We start from the raw sequence: 12,980 nt of genomic DNA, 5'->3' as shown, positions 1-12,980 counted from the left end.
GATTGACGATTGCTTGTGCGGTTAATAACGATGTGACCGGTCACATAAAAAAAGATGATGTGGAAAGGGATCCAAGATGGCGCAATCCATGATGCTGATCGAGAAATGCAGCCATTGCGTAAGCTGGTATGATATTGAAACCGGCGCTTTACAGGGCCGTTTGGACCTGCCGCACTTTCCCCACGAATTTGTGGTAGATGACGAGTTTCACTATGCCTATGTCGGCCACTACGGGGTTCAGAACTCTGGTATCGAGGGCACTGACGGCCGATCGGTTGTTGTGATCGACATTCGCAAACAAGAGATCGTGCATACCTATGATCTGGGCGAACATGCTCGCCCGCACGGGATTGAACTGGACGCGCAAGGGCGGCTTTATGTTCTATCGGAATGGACCGCGCATCTTCTGGTGAAGGAGAACCCGCGTGCGTTCGATCAAGGTTGGGATCATATAGCGCCAACCGGCGGCTCCAAATCTCATCTGTTTGCCCTGACAAATGATGGGCACACAGCTTATTCGATGAACCTGACCTCCGGCGATGTCACGGTTTTTAATCCGTATGATGCGTCTGTTGCACCGACCCCGATCAAAACCGGCGAGAAACCTGAAGGGCGTTGTCTGCGGGAAGACGCGAGCACGCTTTATACCTCTCAACGGATCTCCAACACGGTGGCGGTAATCAATACCGATACGCTTGAGATTGAGCGGACCTTCCCCACGCCGGATGATCCTTGCCGCATTTACTATGACGCGAAACGCAATCGTCTTGTGACGATGAACCACTTCGGCGGCTCGTTTTCTGTGTTCGACGAAGCCACAGGCGAGATGTTGCATGAACAGAAAACGCCCGCAAACCCGCTGGCGCTGTGCATCGATGATGAGGCCGCCTTTGCCTATATCGCAATCGATTGCGAGCAGGTGCAGCGGTTCAATTTGGACACCTTCGAGGTGGTGCAGACCTTTGATACGGGCAAGGAACCGGATGTGATGGTCATCCTGCCCGACGGATTTTCGAAACACTGGGAGAACGCGGCATGACAAAGCCCCGTATCGCAATTGTGCCCGGCGATCCTTCCGGGATCGGGCCGGAACTGATCGCCAAACTGCTCAATCAGGAGGGTGTGCAGGAGGCTGCGGACATTGTGCTGATTGGTGACAGCCATCTTTGGCAGCGCGGCGCGGAACAGGCTGCACTGGAGGTCCCTCTGAACACCATGAACGCGGTGGCAGATCAGCCGGGTCTGACACATCTGGATCTGGATACGATTGCGCCCGAGGACGTGAAGATCGCTGAGGTGACGGTCGAGGGGGGCACAACGTCTCTGCGCTGTCTCGATAAGGCGATGGATATGGCGATGGCCGGGCAGGTGGACGGCATCCTGTTTGGCCCATTCAACAAGGCGGCGATGACTGCCGCCGGACTGAATGCCGAGGATGAACACCGCTATATGGCGCGATACATGGGATACAAGGGTTATCACTCTGAGATTAACGTTCTGGATAAGTTGATGACGACCCGCGTGACCTCGCATATCGGGCTCAAAGATGTGGCGGAAAATATCTCGGAAGAAGGGATTTTAAAGGCGGTCAATCTCGCGAATGACACTCTGCGCAAAGCCGGTAATGCACGCCCCAATATCGCGGTGGCGGCGCTGAACCCTCATGCGGGGGACAATGGCAAATTCGGTCGAGAAGAGATCGATATTCTGGAGCCTGCCGTGCGCACGGCGCAGCAGAAGCAGATGAATGTGACCGGCCCGTGGCCCTCGGACACGGTGTTCCTGAAGGCGCAGCGAGGCGAGGTTGATGTGGTTGTGACCATGTATCACGACCAGGGCCAGATCGCGATTAAGCTGATGGGATTTGAACGCGGGGTCACCGTTGCGGGCGGGTTGCCGATACCGGTGGCGACCCCGGCCCATGGCACCGCTTTTGATATTGCCGGGCAGAACAAGGCCAATCCGGGCGCGACACGACAGGCGTTCGACCTGTTGGTGCGTATGGCAAAGACGCATCGCGCAGAACGTCGCGCGGACTGAGGAGACCAAGATGACCAAAATTAAATCCGTGCGCACCCGCGTCTGGAACTGGACCGGGCCGACCGTGCCGCCCACCGGCAATTTCTGCACGAATGCGTCTGACGTACTTTGGGACAAGGGCGATGCCATGTCATCGTTTCGCTTCCATCAGTGGCTGACCTGCGAGATCGAGACTGAAGACGGCACAGTGGGTATTGGTAACGCTGCGCTCGCGCCAACTGTAGTTAAGAAAGCTATCGACGACTGGTTTGCGCCCATGGTGATCGGCGAAGACCCGTTTGATTACGCCTATCTCTGGGAGAAAATGTACCGCCGCAGCCATGCCTGGGGTCGCAAAGGGATCGGGATGACAGCGATCTCGGCCGTTGATCTGGCGATCTGGGACCTGATGGGCAAGCTGGCGGGCAAGCCGGTTTTCAAGCTGCTTGGGGGGCGCACCAAGGAAAAGATCCCCGTATACTACTCGAAGCTGTATTCCGGTTCGATCGAGAGTATGCAGGCAGAGGCGGAAGAGGCTAAAAAGCATGGCTACAACGCGTATAAGATGCGCTTTGGCTGGGGCCCCAAAGATGGGATGCCAGGCATGCGCGAGAACCTTAAACGCGTCGAGGCGGTGCGTGAAGTGGTTGGTTATGACGCCGATCTGATGCTGGAATGCTATCAGGGCTGGAACGTGGACTACACCAAGCGCATGCTGCCGAAACTGGCAAAGTACGAGCCTCGTTGGTTGGAAGAACCTGTGATCGGTGACGATGTTGCCGGGTATCAGGAGCTCAACGCAATGAACATCGTGCCGATCTCAGGTGGTGAGCATGAATTCTCGGTTATTGGCTGCAAAGATCTGATCGCCAGCAAAGCCGTTAGTGTCCTGCAATATGACACCAATCGGGTGGGGGGCATCACAGCGGCGCAAAAGATCAACGCCATTGCCGAGGCCTTCCAAGTGCCCGTCATCCCGCATGCAGGGCAGATGCATAACTACCATCTCACCATGGCCAACGCCAACTGCATGATCAGCGAATACTTCCCCGTCTTCGATGTCGAGGTTGGGAACGAGCTGTTTTATTATATCTTCGAAGGTGATCCAGATGCAGTCGATGGGTTCATTGATCTGGATGATAATAAGCCGGGTCTGGGCATCGAAATCACGGATAAGCACCTCAAACATTTCGAAATTACGGAATAGCATATGACCTATACTGGTATATGGCCCGTAGCCCCGACGCCGTTCAATGATGACGGAACGCTAGATCTGGAGGGGATGAAACGGGTTCTGGATTGCCTGATTGATCAGGGTGCGGACGGGATCTGTATTCTGGCCAACTTCTCGGAACAATTCCTGATCTCGGATGAAGAACGCGCTGTCCTGACACGGCTTAGCCTTGAGCATGTCGCTGGCCGTGTGCCGATGATCGTGACGATCAGCCATTTTGCGACGCAGATCGCGGTAGAACGCGCGAAATTCGCCAAGAATCTGGGTGCGGACATTGTGATGATGATGCCGCCCTACCATGGGGCGCTGCTGAAAGGGAACGCCCAACAGACGTTTGAACAGTTTGCTGCCGTTGGCGAGGTTGGCATTCCGATCATGGTGCAGGACGCTCCATTGTCGGGCGTCGATCTGCCGGTGCCGCTGCTGGTGCGCATGGCACAAGAGATCGACATGGTGAAGCTGTTCAAGATCGAATGTCCGCGCGCTGCTAACAAGCTGCGCGCGCTGATTGCGGAAGGTGGCGACGCCATCGAAGCACCCTTTGATGGTGAAGAGGGTATCACCCTTTTGGCCGATCTGGATGCAGGAGCCACAGGATCAATGACCTCGGGGATGATCGTTGATCAGATCAAGCCGGTCCTTACACATCACTATGCCGGTTGTATTGAAGAGGCCACCGCTGCCTATGGGCGCGTGGCGATGGTAATCAATCATGAAAATCGCCAATGCGGCTGGCAGTCGTGCAAAGCCGCGATGGTCGAGGGCGGAGTTATCCGATCTGAATTCTGCCGCCACCCGATTGACCCGCTACAACCGGCCATTCGCGACCGTTTGATAGACCTTTTGAAACCGTTGGACCCAATGGTCCTGAAATGGGGAAAATAAGATGATCCTTGGACAAAACCTGATCGACGGCAAATGGGTCGCATCAGACAACTTGCGCGCATCAGACGATCTGGACGGACAAAGCTTTGCACAGGCAACAGCCGCTCAGGTGGACGAGGCTTGCCGCGCTGCGCGCCGCGATTTTCGTACCTATTCGGGTAAATCCAGAGCTGAGCGTGCCGTGTTCCTGCGTACGATTGCGGACCAAATGGATGTGCTGGGGGATGAAATCACCCAGATCGGTATGGCCGAAACCGGCCTACCCGAAGCGCGCTTGGTGGGTGAGCGTGGGCGCACAACCGGACAACTACGCATGTTCGCCGACCTGATTGAAGAAACCGGCTATCTTGATATCCGCAAAGACGGCGCATTACCTGACAGGACGCCACTCCCCCGTCCTGATTTGCGCCTGACGCACAAAGCCATCGGCCCTGTGGCCGTCTTTGGTGCGTCAAACTTCCCGCTCGCCTTCTCAACGGCGGGCGGGGATACGGCCTCGGCCTTGGCTGCAGGCTGTCCAGTCATCGTCAAAGGGCACAGCGCTCACGCCGGTACCGCCGAGTTGGTGGCACAGGCCATCGCAAAAGCGATAGAGATCTGCGGTATGCCCCCAGGTACGTTTCAAATTGTGCAAGGTTCAGGCCGGGAGGTCGGCTCGGCCCTTGTTCAGCATCCTGAGATTCGGGCGGTTGGTTTCACCGGGTCTCTGGCCGGTGGACGTGCCCTTTATGATCTATGCCATGCGCGCCCGCAGCCCATCCCATTCTATGGTGAGCTGGGTTCGGTCAATCCAATGTTCTGCTTGCCTGCCGCGATGGCTGCGCGCGCTGCTGAGATCGGGGCAGGGTGGGCCGCGTCCCTGACAATGGGCGCGGGTCAATTCTGCACCAACCCCGGCGTCGCTGTCATGCTGGCCGGGCCTGAATCTGATACGCTGGAATCGGCCTGTGTGGCCGCGCTGAATGATACGGCTGAACAGAAGATGCTGACAGACGGTATCCACGAGGCTTTCGAACAAGGCGTTCGCGAGTTCCGCGACCTGATGGTCGAGGTTACGTCTTGCGGGGCGGCAACCGGAAAACGAGCGGCCGTTCCGGCGCTGTTCAAGGTCAGCGCCAAGGAATGGATGGCAAATCCAAAGCTGCAGCACGAAGTCTTTGGGGCGGCGGGTATACTCGTTCGCTGTGACGACATTGACGAGTTGCGGGCGGTTGCTGAGTGCATTGAGGGTCAGCTGACATTGACCTTGCACCTAGATGATGCAGACGCAGAACTTGCCAGCAACCTGATGCCGGTGCTGGAAGAAAAGGCAGGCCGTTTGCTTGCCAATGGTTTCCCGACCGGGGTCGAGGTGTGTTCCGCGATGATGCATGGCGGGCCTTATCCGGCAAGCACAGATGTTCGCGCCACGTCGGTTGGTACCCTGGGGATCGTTCGCTGGCTGCGGCCTGTAAGCTATCAGAATATGCCTGCGGCGCTTTTGCCCAGCGAATTGCAGGGCTGACGTTCTGAGATTGTGACCGGGAACAAGGTGGTCTAACTTCTGCCCAAAGGCGGTAGTTGCATGACGAACAAGATTCCCGGTCGCACACATGTCACCATGCGAGATGTCGCCAAAGCGGCAGGCGTTTCGCGGATGACGGTCAGTCGGGCACTGAAGAAAAACAGCCCTATTTCCAAAGAAACCCGGGACCATATCCTGCAAGTTGTCAAGCAGATGAATTATGTGCCTGACCAGATGGCGGGTTCTCTGACGACAAAGAAATCCGGCTTTGTGGCGGTGCTTTTGCCCTCTTTGAACAACTTGCACTTCGCGTTGACGGTTCAAAGCCTGACGGAAGAGCTGGAAAAGGTGGGTCTTCAACTGCTGCTGGGGCACACGGACTATTCGGCCGAGCGCGAGGAACAGTTGGTCGAAACCATGTTGCGCCGCCGCCCGGAAGCGATCGTTCTCTCATACGACGGTCATACACAGCGTACGCTTGATTTGCTGGCCGACGTATCGGTGCCCATCGTGGAAATCTGGGAAAAACCGAAACATCCCATTGCGCACACGGTTGGGTTTTCGAACTCCAAAGCCGCCTATGACATGACGAAGGCGCTAATTGAGCGTGGCTTTAAGAACATTGTTTTTCTTGGCGAAGGACAGGATGACTGGACCCGAGGCGCAGCACGCCGGGACGGTTTTGAGCAGGCCATGCGCAGTTCAGGGCTGGACTCAAAAGCACAGATCATGTTGGGAACGCCGCCGCTAACCATCGAAAATGGTGCCGCTGCTGTAGACGTTATTTTGGAGCAATACCCCGAGGTAGAATGCGTGTTTTGCGTGTCGGACATGGCGGCCTTTGGTGTTCAGAGCCGCCTTTTGCAAATTGGTAAATCGGTGCCAAAGGACATCTCTGTCGTAGGGTTTGGGAATTTTGAGGTTTCGCGGTTCAGTTCCCCCTCGATTTCCACCGTTGTTGTTGATCCGACCGAGATTGGGCGGCAAACTGGCAAGCTTATTTCGCGGCTTTTGGGCGAGGAAGAAAGCCCAACAGATTCGCCTCGTCACGTAACGCTGACACCGCGCGTCGAGTTTCGCGAAAGCTGTAAGCCCCTTTAATTTTCTAAACCTTTGATTAGGATGCATATAATTTACTATGTGACCGGTCACATAACTGATATTGTGACCGGTAACAAAGGGTGGAGGAGCAATGCCCCGGATACGGTTGGAAGGCCTCGTGAAACGGTACGGGGACTTTGAGGTTCTGCATGGAATTGACCTCGAGATGGAGGAGAATGAGTTTACGGTCTTTGTCGGGCCGTCCGGCTGCGGGAAGTCCACGACACTTCGCATGATCGCCGGGCTCGAGACGGTGTCGGACGGTGAGATTTTCATTGATGAAAAGCCGGTCAGCCATCTGGAACCCAAGGCCCGTGATCTGGCCATGGTGTTTCAGGACTATGCGCTCTACCCGCATCTCGACGTAGCGCGGAATATGTCTTTCGCGTTGCGGCTGCAGAAAGTCCCGAAAGCTGAGATTGACAGGAAGGTGGGCGAGGTCGCCAAGATGCTGGGTCTCACCGATTATCTGCATCGCAAGCCGGGCGAGTTGTCAGGGGGACAGCGCCAGCGTGTCGCAATGGGGCGGGCCCTGACGCGCGACAGCAGTACCTTTCTGTTCGACGAACCGCTGTCCAATCTGGACGCCAAGCTACGCGGGCAGATGCGGGCTGAGCTGGCGCTGATGCGTCAACAGGTGCAGAAAAACATGATCTACGTCACCCACGATCAGATCGAGGCGATGACACTCGCCGACAGGATCGTGGTGATGCATGGCGGGTACATTCAGCAGCAAGGCACACCGGAAGAACTGTACAAGCGCCCGGCCAACAAGTTTGTCGCCGGCTTCCTCGGATCGCCTCCGATGAATTTTCTGGATGCGACGGTCGAAGACCGAAGTGGCCGGCTGTTTGTGACCGGGGCAGGCTTTGCCATCGGTCTAAGCCAGGAACGTCAGAAAACACTATCGGACGCTGACCTGAGCAACGTCATCCTCGGTATCCGACCTTCTGACCTGAGCTACAACCCCGATGCCCCGGAAGCCGCCAGTTTGGACCTGAAGGTTGTGGTGTCGGAATATATCGGCGCGCAATCGGTTCTGATCTGTGACTGCGCAGGTCAAAAAGTTGAGGTCGAACTGAAATCGGACACACCCATCGCCTTGGGTGAAACTCTTCGGTTCGAAGTCAACGCAGACGCAATTCATCTCTTTGATCGCGAGAGGGAGGTCGCCCTTTAACAGCGGCCCAAGACCAGCATGGGAGGAGCAAATGCTGAACTTACTTAAACAAACCGGTGTGGGCGTCGCGGCCTTGGCGCTGACGACAGGGTTGGTCGCTGCCAGCCCATATGAACCTTATGAAGGCACGACATTGGTTGTGAACTTCCCGGCCCATCCGCATTTTGATGCGGTCATGCAGGTGCTGCCGCAATTCACGGAAGAAACCGGAATTCGCGTGGAAGTCGACCAGCTTCAATACCTGAAAATGCGCGAGAAGCAGACACTGGAACTGACCAAGAACAAAGGCGATTATGACCTGATCGCTTATGTGGTGTTTTCCAAGGCTGACTATGTTTATGCCGACCAGTTGGAGAACCTCGCCAAATACTTCATGAATCCCGCGCTCGCAGATCCGGCCTATGACGCGGATGATCTGATTGATGGCTATGTCGGCAACATCGGTGTCGCGGGCGGCAGCAAAGGGTATCTACCGGGACCTACCGGGTCGCTGTTTGGCATCCCCTTCGGGTCAGAGACATCAATCCTCGGGTATCGCAAAGACATCTTTGAAAAGCATGGTCTTGAGGTTCCTGAGACCTACGACGAGTTGCTGGAACTGGCGTGTAAAATACCCGAGCTGGAACCCGGCATGGGTGGGTTGGCATCGCGCGCGGCCTCGGGGCATCACGCATCGCACGCCTACCTGCTGCACCTCGCTCCTCTGGGCGGTCGCATCTTCGATGAAAACTGGAACCCGATTATGAACAATGCTGAGGGGGTCAAAGCGGCCGAAGCGTTGAAGACAATTGTCGATTGTGGTGCAGAGGGGGCCGAGACCTTCGGGTTCGCCGAAGCAGGCGCATCTTTCCTGCAGGGCAATTCAGCTATGTTCCTCGATTCCACCGTGTTTGCAGGTCAGGTGAACAACCCCGAGAAATCAAAGGTTGTGGGTCAAATCGGCTGGGCTCCGCATCCCGAAGGCGCGCGCCGTGGCAGTCAGACCGGTGGGTTTGGCATTGGTATCCCGACAAACGCCCAGAACAAAGATGCTGCTTTCCTGCTGATGCAATGGCTAACCTCGAAAGAGGCCGACAAGGCAATCGCGATTGCCGGAGGCAACCCATCCCGGTTCTCGACGCACTCCGATCCGGATGTACTGGCAGAGCAGCCGCATCTTGAGGTGTTTGGCGAGGCGCTCAAACACGCTGATCCCGACTGGCGTCCGATCATCCCGGTCTGGGGTAAGATCAATGCTGATCTGGGGACAACGCTCAGCCAGGTTCTGACCGAAGATCTGGATATCCAGACAGCGCTGGATGGTGTAGCTGAACGCAGCAAAGCGATCATGGATGACGCCGGCTACTACACCTGGCAGCAATAGGTTCTCCCCGAGGTAGTGCCTGAGGTTTTGCTCGGGCGCTGCCTCCCAAGACGATACTCCAACAAGTCAAAGGGTCGCTGTCATGAGCGCTGTCGCACGGGCCAATCGGCTCACCCCATATCTGTTTCTTGCGCCTGCAGCGCTCGTGCTGATCTTCGCGTTGCTTTATCCGATCGGGTATATGATCTACGCCAGTTTCCTCGACTGGAGCCCCAGCCAACGGATTGGTCAGGCCGAGTTTGTTGGACTTAAGAATTATTTCAATCTTCTGCATGACAGCGCGTTTCACGAAAGCTTCTGGGTCACGATCAAGTTTGCCTTCGTCGTGGTGACGCTGGAGATGGCACTGGGTGTTGGTCTGGCTTTGCTGCTGGACCGGAACATTCGCGGGATGTCTATGCTGCGGACTGTTTTCATCCTGCCCATGATGATTGCCCCCATCGTGGTCGGCCTGATGTGGCGCTATATGTATCACCCGACGGTCGGCATCTTTAACCGTACGATTAAGAGCCTGGGGTTTGAGGAAGGTATTCCATGGCTGTCGGACAGCACGTGGTCGTTTATTGCTGTTGTAATTGCCGATGTCTGGCAGTGGACACCCTTTATTTTCATTCTCGCGTTGGCGGCTATGCAGTCGCTGCCGCGGTCCGCATTGGAAGCAGCTGAGATCGACGGCGCAAGCGAGTGGCAGAAGATCACCATGATCAAAATACCGCTGATGATGCCGGTTTTGATCGTGACCCTGCTATTGCGGCTGATCGATGCGTTCAAAGTGCTCGAGGTTATTCTGGTTCTGACCAATGGCGGTCCCGGTCTTTCTACCGAGATCATCGCCTTGCGTATCTTCCGCACCGCTCAGGAGTTTCAGGAACTGGGTGAGGCCGCCGCGATGTCGAATGTCCTGTTGCTGATGCTGATGGGGCTGACCGTGGGGATGTTCATGTACACCAAGGTTCAAGAGGCCCGAGCCGCCAGAATGCGTGCCGCCGCCGAGCAAACGGAAAGCTGAAGATCATGGCTATTCAGACCGAAAAACAAAATCCGGCTTTCTATGCTTTGCTGGCTGCGCTGGTAGTCATGTCAGCGGGGCCGATCCTTTTGATGCTGGCAACGTCCTTCAAAATGAATGTCGACATATATGATGAAAGCGTGTCGGCCTTTTTCTTCACCCCAACGATCAGGAACTATGAAACGGTCTTGTGCGACGTGCTGTGGTACAACCCGGATCACGTGCAGTATTGCGATCCAACCTTCGGGCGAGCTCTGCGCAACTCTCTGATCGTGGCGACAATCTCGACGGGTATCACGCTTCTGATTGGCTGCATGGCGGCATACGCTCTGGTCCGGTTTCGCTTTATGGGCCGTGGTGCCGTTTCAATGACAACATTGATGATGCGGATGGTCCCGCCTGCTGTGTTGCTGGTTCCAGTATTTGGCATTTGGACGTTCCAGTATCATCTGGATCAATCCTATGCCGGAATCATTCTGGTTTACACGGCGATGAATCTGCCATTTGTGATCTGGATTTTGCAGAGCTTTATCGTACAGGTTCCCATACAGCTGGAAGAAGCGGCGCGTATGGATGGTGCTAACCCCTTTCAGGTATTCTATCTGGTTGTTCTGCCGATCATCAAACCCGGCCTTGCGGCGGCTGCGATCTTCACATTCCGCATCGCCTGGAATGAGTTCCTTTTGGCCAATGCCCTGCTTGGCAGATCGACACGGACAGTGCCTGTCACCATCGTGAACTCAATCACCGAATATGACATCGATTGGGGTGTGATCATGGCCACGGGCATGTTGTTGGCCGTACCGCCGATCATTTTCACATTTGTGGCTTCGCGGCAGATCATCACCGGTATGACAGCGGGGGCTGTGAAGGGCTGATGATCGATTGGCTGCTTTCACCTATCGATTCAACGCGTGGACATGACGTCGGTTTCTTCGTGTCTTGGCATGCTCGGTGCATGGTGATTGCCTGGGGTGTGATCTGTCCTGCCGCGATCTTGGCAGCGCGTTACCTCAAGATCCTGCCTGGTCAGAATTGGCCGCATGAGTTGGACAATCGGTTCTGGTGGGTGTGCCACTGGAAAGGGCAGACCTTTGCCTATGTATTGTCACTCATTGGGTTTGGGCTTGTCCTTGTTAACACAGGAGAGCGCCCTGACGCTTGGCTGCATGCGACTCTGGGCTATACGGTTCTTGGTCTGGGAACGACACAAGTTATTTTAGGCATTTTCCGAGGCAGCAAAGGGGGCCCCACGGCACCCGCAAGCGATGGCAGTCTGTCTGGCGATCACTACGATATGACAGCGTGGCGAGTCGCATTTGAGCATATTCACCGCGCGTTGGGATATTTTGCGCTGCTTTTGGCGGCGCTCGCTGTCCTCAGCGGGCTTTGGTTGTCGAACGCGCCGCGCTGGATGTGGATTATGATCACCGGATATTGGTTCCTTTTGATTGCCGTTGCCATTTTCCTGCAGCGCTCTGGCCGAGCACATGATACATATCAGGCGATTTGGGGGCCGGACCCATCATTGCCAGGTAACAGAAGAGCAAAAATGGGATGGGGTACTGTCCGGCCCGGGGACCAATTGGAGAACCCCTCAAGCGAAGGAGCAGAATAGTGTTTGGCGTCTTAGAAGGTACCGGGTTTGAGGTCATCGAAAAAGAGTTTGAAAGCTGTTTCATCGGCCATGCCCGCGTTGAAAGGCTATGGACAGGTGCGCGCTGGACGGAAGGACCTGCCTGGTTTGCTGCTGGACGCTATCTGGTGTGGTCCGATATTCCCAACAATCGGATGATGCGTTGGGATGATACGGATGGTTCGGTGTCGGTGTTCCGCGAGCCTGCAAACAACTCCAATGGTCATACGGTTGATGGGCAGGGACGTTTGGTTTCCTGCGAGCATTTGACCCGCCGGGTGACCCGCACAGAACATGATGGATCTATCACCATTCTAGCAGATGCTTGGGAAGGCAAGCGGCTCAATTCTCCGAATGACGTAGTCGTTAGATCAGATGGCTCAATCTGGTTCACCGACCCGTCTTACGGGATCATGATGGACTATGAAGGAGAGCGTGCCGAAAGCGAGATTGGTGCCTGCCATGTTTATCGTGTCGATCCCGACACGAAAGAGGTGACAGCGGTCGCGACGGATTTTATGAAACCAAACGGTCTGGCCTTTTCACGTGACGGCAAGACGCTCTTTGTGGCGGATACTGGTGGTACTCATACACCGGGTGGTCCCGCGCATGTCCGCAAGTTTTCGGTTAGCGATGATGGTAAATCTCTCTCCGGAGGCGATGTTTTTGCCGAATGTACAAACGGGTTTTTTGACGGGTTCCGGCTGGATCGGGATGGCCGTATTTGGAGCTCAGCCGCTGACGGCGTGCATTGCATCAATTCCCAAGGAGTTTTGATCGGGAAAGTGCATATTCCTGAAATTGTCTCGAATGTCTGCTTTGGTGGCGCGAAGCTAAATCGGCTTTTTGTAACGGCGACCAGCTCGCTCTATTCAATTTTCTTGAATGTGAATGGAGGAAGGTAAACCCCGGCGAAGCAAAGCTACGGCATTTTATAGCTAGGGTCAGGACTCATAGCCAATAGATGACGGTAGCCGCCAGTGCGATGGCTGAGAGGAAGACCTTTGGGCACCTGTCGTATCGGGTTGCCACTCGCCGCCAATCTTTCA

Annotated in this window: 12 protein-coding genes and 1 pseudogene; 12 read left to right on the top strand and 1 reads right to left on the bottom strand. The window is 55.5% G+C overall.

Annotated elements, in window-relative coordinates; genetic code table 11:
- Positions 1 to 76 precede the first annotated feature (76 nt).
- The 12 genes from ACR0I7_RS18610 to ACR0I7_RS18555 all read left to right on the top strand — a co-directional run bounded on the left by ACR0I7_RS18610 (position 77) and on the right by ACR0I7_RS18555 (position 12,836).
- Positions 77 to 1,039, top strand: a complete 963-nt coding sequence (locus ACR0I7_RS18610; protein WP_480513655.1) for a YncE family protein — start codon at positions 77 to 79, stop codon at positions 1,037 to 1,039.
- Positions 1,036 to 2,040, top strand: coding sequence for a 4-hydroxythreonine-4-phosphate dehydrogenase PdxA (locus ACR0I7_RS18605; RefSeq protein ID WP_480513654.1), 1,005 nt, complete (start codon positions 1,036 to 1,038; stop codon positions 2,038 to 2,040). The genes ACR0I7_RS18610 and ACR0I7_RS18605 overlap by 4 nt, the downstream gene beginning before the upstream one ends.
- A 10-nt stretch (positions 2,041 to 2,050) precedes the next feature.
- Positions 2,051 to 3,226 (top strand): L-rhamnonate dehydratase, encoded by a 1,176-nt coding sequence (locus tag ACR0I7_RS18600; RefSeq protein ID WP_480513652.1) that lies wholly within the window; start codon positions 2,051 to 2,053, stop codon positions 3,224 to 3,226.
- Between the two features lie 3 nt (positions 3,227 to 3,229).
- On the top strand, positions 3,230 to 4,138 hold the full coding sequence (locus ACR0I7_RS18595; protein WP_480513651.1) for a dihydrodipicolinate synthase family protein: 909 nt from the start codon (positions 3,230 to 3,232) through the stop codon (positions 4,136 to 4,138).
- 1 nt (position 4,139) lies between these two features.
- Positions 4,140 to 5,642: an aldehyde dehydrogenase (NADP(+)) gene (locus ACR0I7_RS18590; RefSeq protein WP_480513650.1), complete on the top strand. Its 1,503-nt coding sequence runs from the start codon at positions 4,140 to 4,142 to the stop codon at positions 5,640 to 5,642.
- A 60-nt stretch (positions 5,643 to 5,702) separates the two neighbouring features.
- The gene (locus tag ACR0I7_RS18585; protein ID WP_480513649.1) at positions 5,703 to 6,743 is read left to right on the top strand and encodes a LacI family DNA-binding transcriptional regulator; all 1,041 of its coding nucleotides are present in this window, start codon (positions 5,703 to 5,705) and stop codon (positions 6,741 to 6,743) included.
- A gap of 91 nt (positions 6,744 to 6,834) precedes the next feature.
- The gene (locus ACR0I7_RS18580; protein ID WP_480513648.1) at positions 6,835 to 7,923 is read left to right on the top strand and encodes an ABC transporter ATP-binding protein; all 1,089 of its coding nucleotides are present in this window, start codon (positions 6,835 to 6,837) and stop codon (positions 7,921 to 7,923) included.
- 31 nt (positions 7,924 to 7,954) lie between these two features.
- Positions 7,955 to 9,286: an extracellular solute-binding protein gene (locus tag ACR0I7_RS18575; RefSeq protein WP_480500511.1), complete on the top strand. Its 1,332-nt coding sequence runs from the start codon at positions 7,955 to 7,957 to the stop codon at positions 9,284 to 9,286.
- 82 nt (positions 9,287 to 9,368) lie between these two features.
- Positions 9,369 to 10,295, top strand: coding sequence for a carbohydrate ABC transporter permease (locus ACR0I7_RS18570; protein WP_480513646.1), 927 nt, complete (start codon positions 9,369 to 9,371; stop codon positions 10,293 to 10,295).
- A 5-nt stretch (positions 10,296 to 10,300) separates the two neighbouring features.
- A complete protein-coding gene (locus tag ACR0I7_RS18565; protein WP_170537286.1) occupies positions 10,301 to 11,173 on the top strand; it encodes a carbohydrate ABC transporter permease in 873 nt (290 codons plus the stop codon).
- The gene (locus tag ACR0I7_RS18560; protein ID WP_480513644.1) at positions 11,173 to 11,913 is read left to right on the top strand and encodes a cytochrome b561 domain-containing protein; all 741 of its coding nucleotides are present in this window, start codon (positions 11,173 to 11,175) and stop codon (positions 11,911 to 11,913) included. The genes ACR0I7_RS18565 and ACR0I7_RS18560 overlap by 1 nt, the downstream gene beginning before the upstream one ends.
- The gene (locus tag ACR0I7_RS18555; RefSeq protein WP_480513643.1) at positions 11,913 to 12,836 is read left to right on the top strand and encodes an SMP-30/gluconolactonase/LRE family protein; all 924 of its coding nucleotides are present in this window, start codon (positions 11,913 to 11,915) and stop codon (positions 12,834 to 12,836) included. The genes ACR0I7_RS18560 and ACR0I7_RS18555 overlap by 1 nt, the downstream gene beginning before the upstream one ends.
- A 46-nt stretch (positions 12,837 to 12,882) precedes the next feature.
- Here ACR0I7_RS18555 and ACR0I7_RS18550 read toward each other — a convergent pair.
- Positions 12,883 to 12,980: pseudogene (locus ACR0I7_RS18550) on the bottom strand (IS5/IS1182 family transposase); the annotation flags it as partial.

Source organism: Ruegeria sp. AM1, assembly GCF_056540745.1.
The sequence above is the reverse complement of the archived record's forward strand: the minus strand, read 5'-3'. Positions and strand labels throughout refer to the sequence as shown.

What these genes read in the sequence shown, in the direction of transcription:
- ACR0I7_RS18590 (WP_480513650.1), top strand. Translation starts at nt 4,140, where the DNA reads ATGATCCTTGGACAAAACCTGATCGACGGCAAATGGGTCGCATCAGAC.
- ACR0I7_RS18575 (WP_480500511.1), top strand. Translation starts at nt 7,955, where the DNA reads ATGCTGAACTTACTTAAACAAACCGGTGTGGGCGTCGCGGCCTTGGCG.
- ACR0I7_RS18605 (WP_480513654.1), top strand. Translation starts at nt 1,036, where the DNA reads ATGACAAAGCCCCGTATCGCAATTGTGCCCGGCGATCCTTCCGGGATC.
- ACR0I7_RS18600 (WP_480513652.1), top strand. Translation starts at nt 2,051, where the DNA reads ATGACCAAAATTAAATCCGTGCGCACCCGCGTCTGGAACTGGACCGGG.
- ACR0I7_RS18595 (WP_480513651.1), top strand. Translation starts at nt 3,230, where the DNA reads ATGACCTATACTGGTATATGGCCCGTAGCCCCGACGCCGTTCAATGAT.
- ACR0I7_RS18570 (WP_480513646.1), top strand. Translation starts at nt 9,369, where the DNA reads ATGAGCGCTGTCGCACGGGCCAATCGGCTCACCCCATATCTGTTTCTT.
- ACR0I7_RS18585 (WP_480513649.1), top strand. Translation starts at nt 5,703, where the DNA reads ATGACGAACAAGATTCCCGGTCGCACACATGTCACCATGCGAGATGTC.
- ACR0I7_RS18580 (WP_480513648.1), top strand. Translation starts at nt 6,835, where the DNA reads ATGCCCCGGATACGGTTGGAAGGCCTCGTGAAACGGTACGGGGACTTT.
- ACR0I7_RS18560 (WP_480513644.1), top strand. Translation starts at nt 11,173, where the DNA reads ATGATCGATTGGCTGCTTTCACCTATCGATTCAACGCGTGGACATGAC.
- ACR0I7_RS18565 (WP_170537286.1), top strand. Translation starts at nt 10,301, where the DNA reads ATGGCTATTCAGACCGAAAAACAAAATCCGGCTTTCTATGCTTTGCTG.
- ACR0I7_RS18610 (WP_480513655.1), top strand. Translation starts at nt 77, where the DNA reads ATGGCGCAATCCATGATGCTGATCGAGAAATGCAGCCATTGCGTAAGC.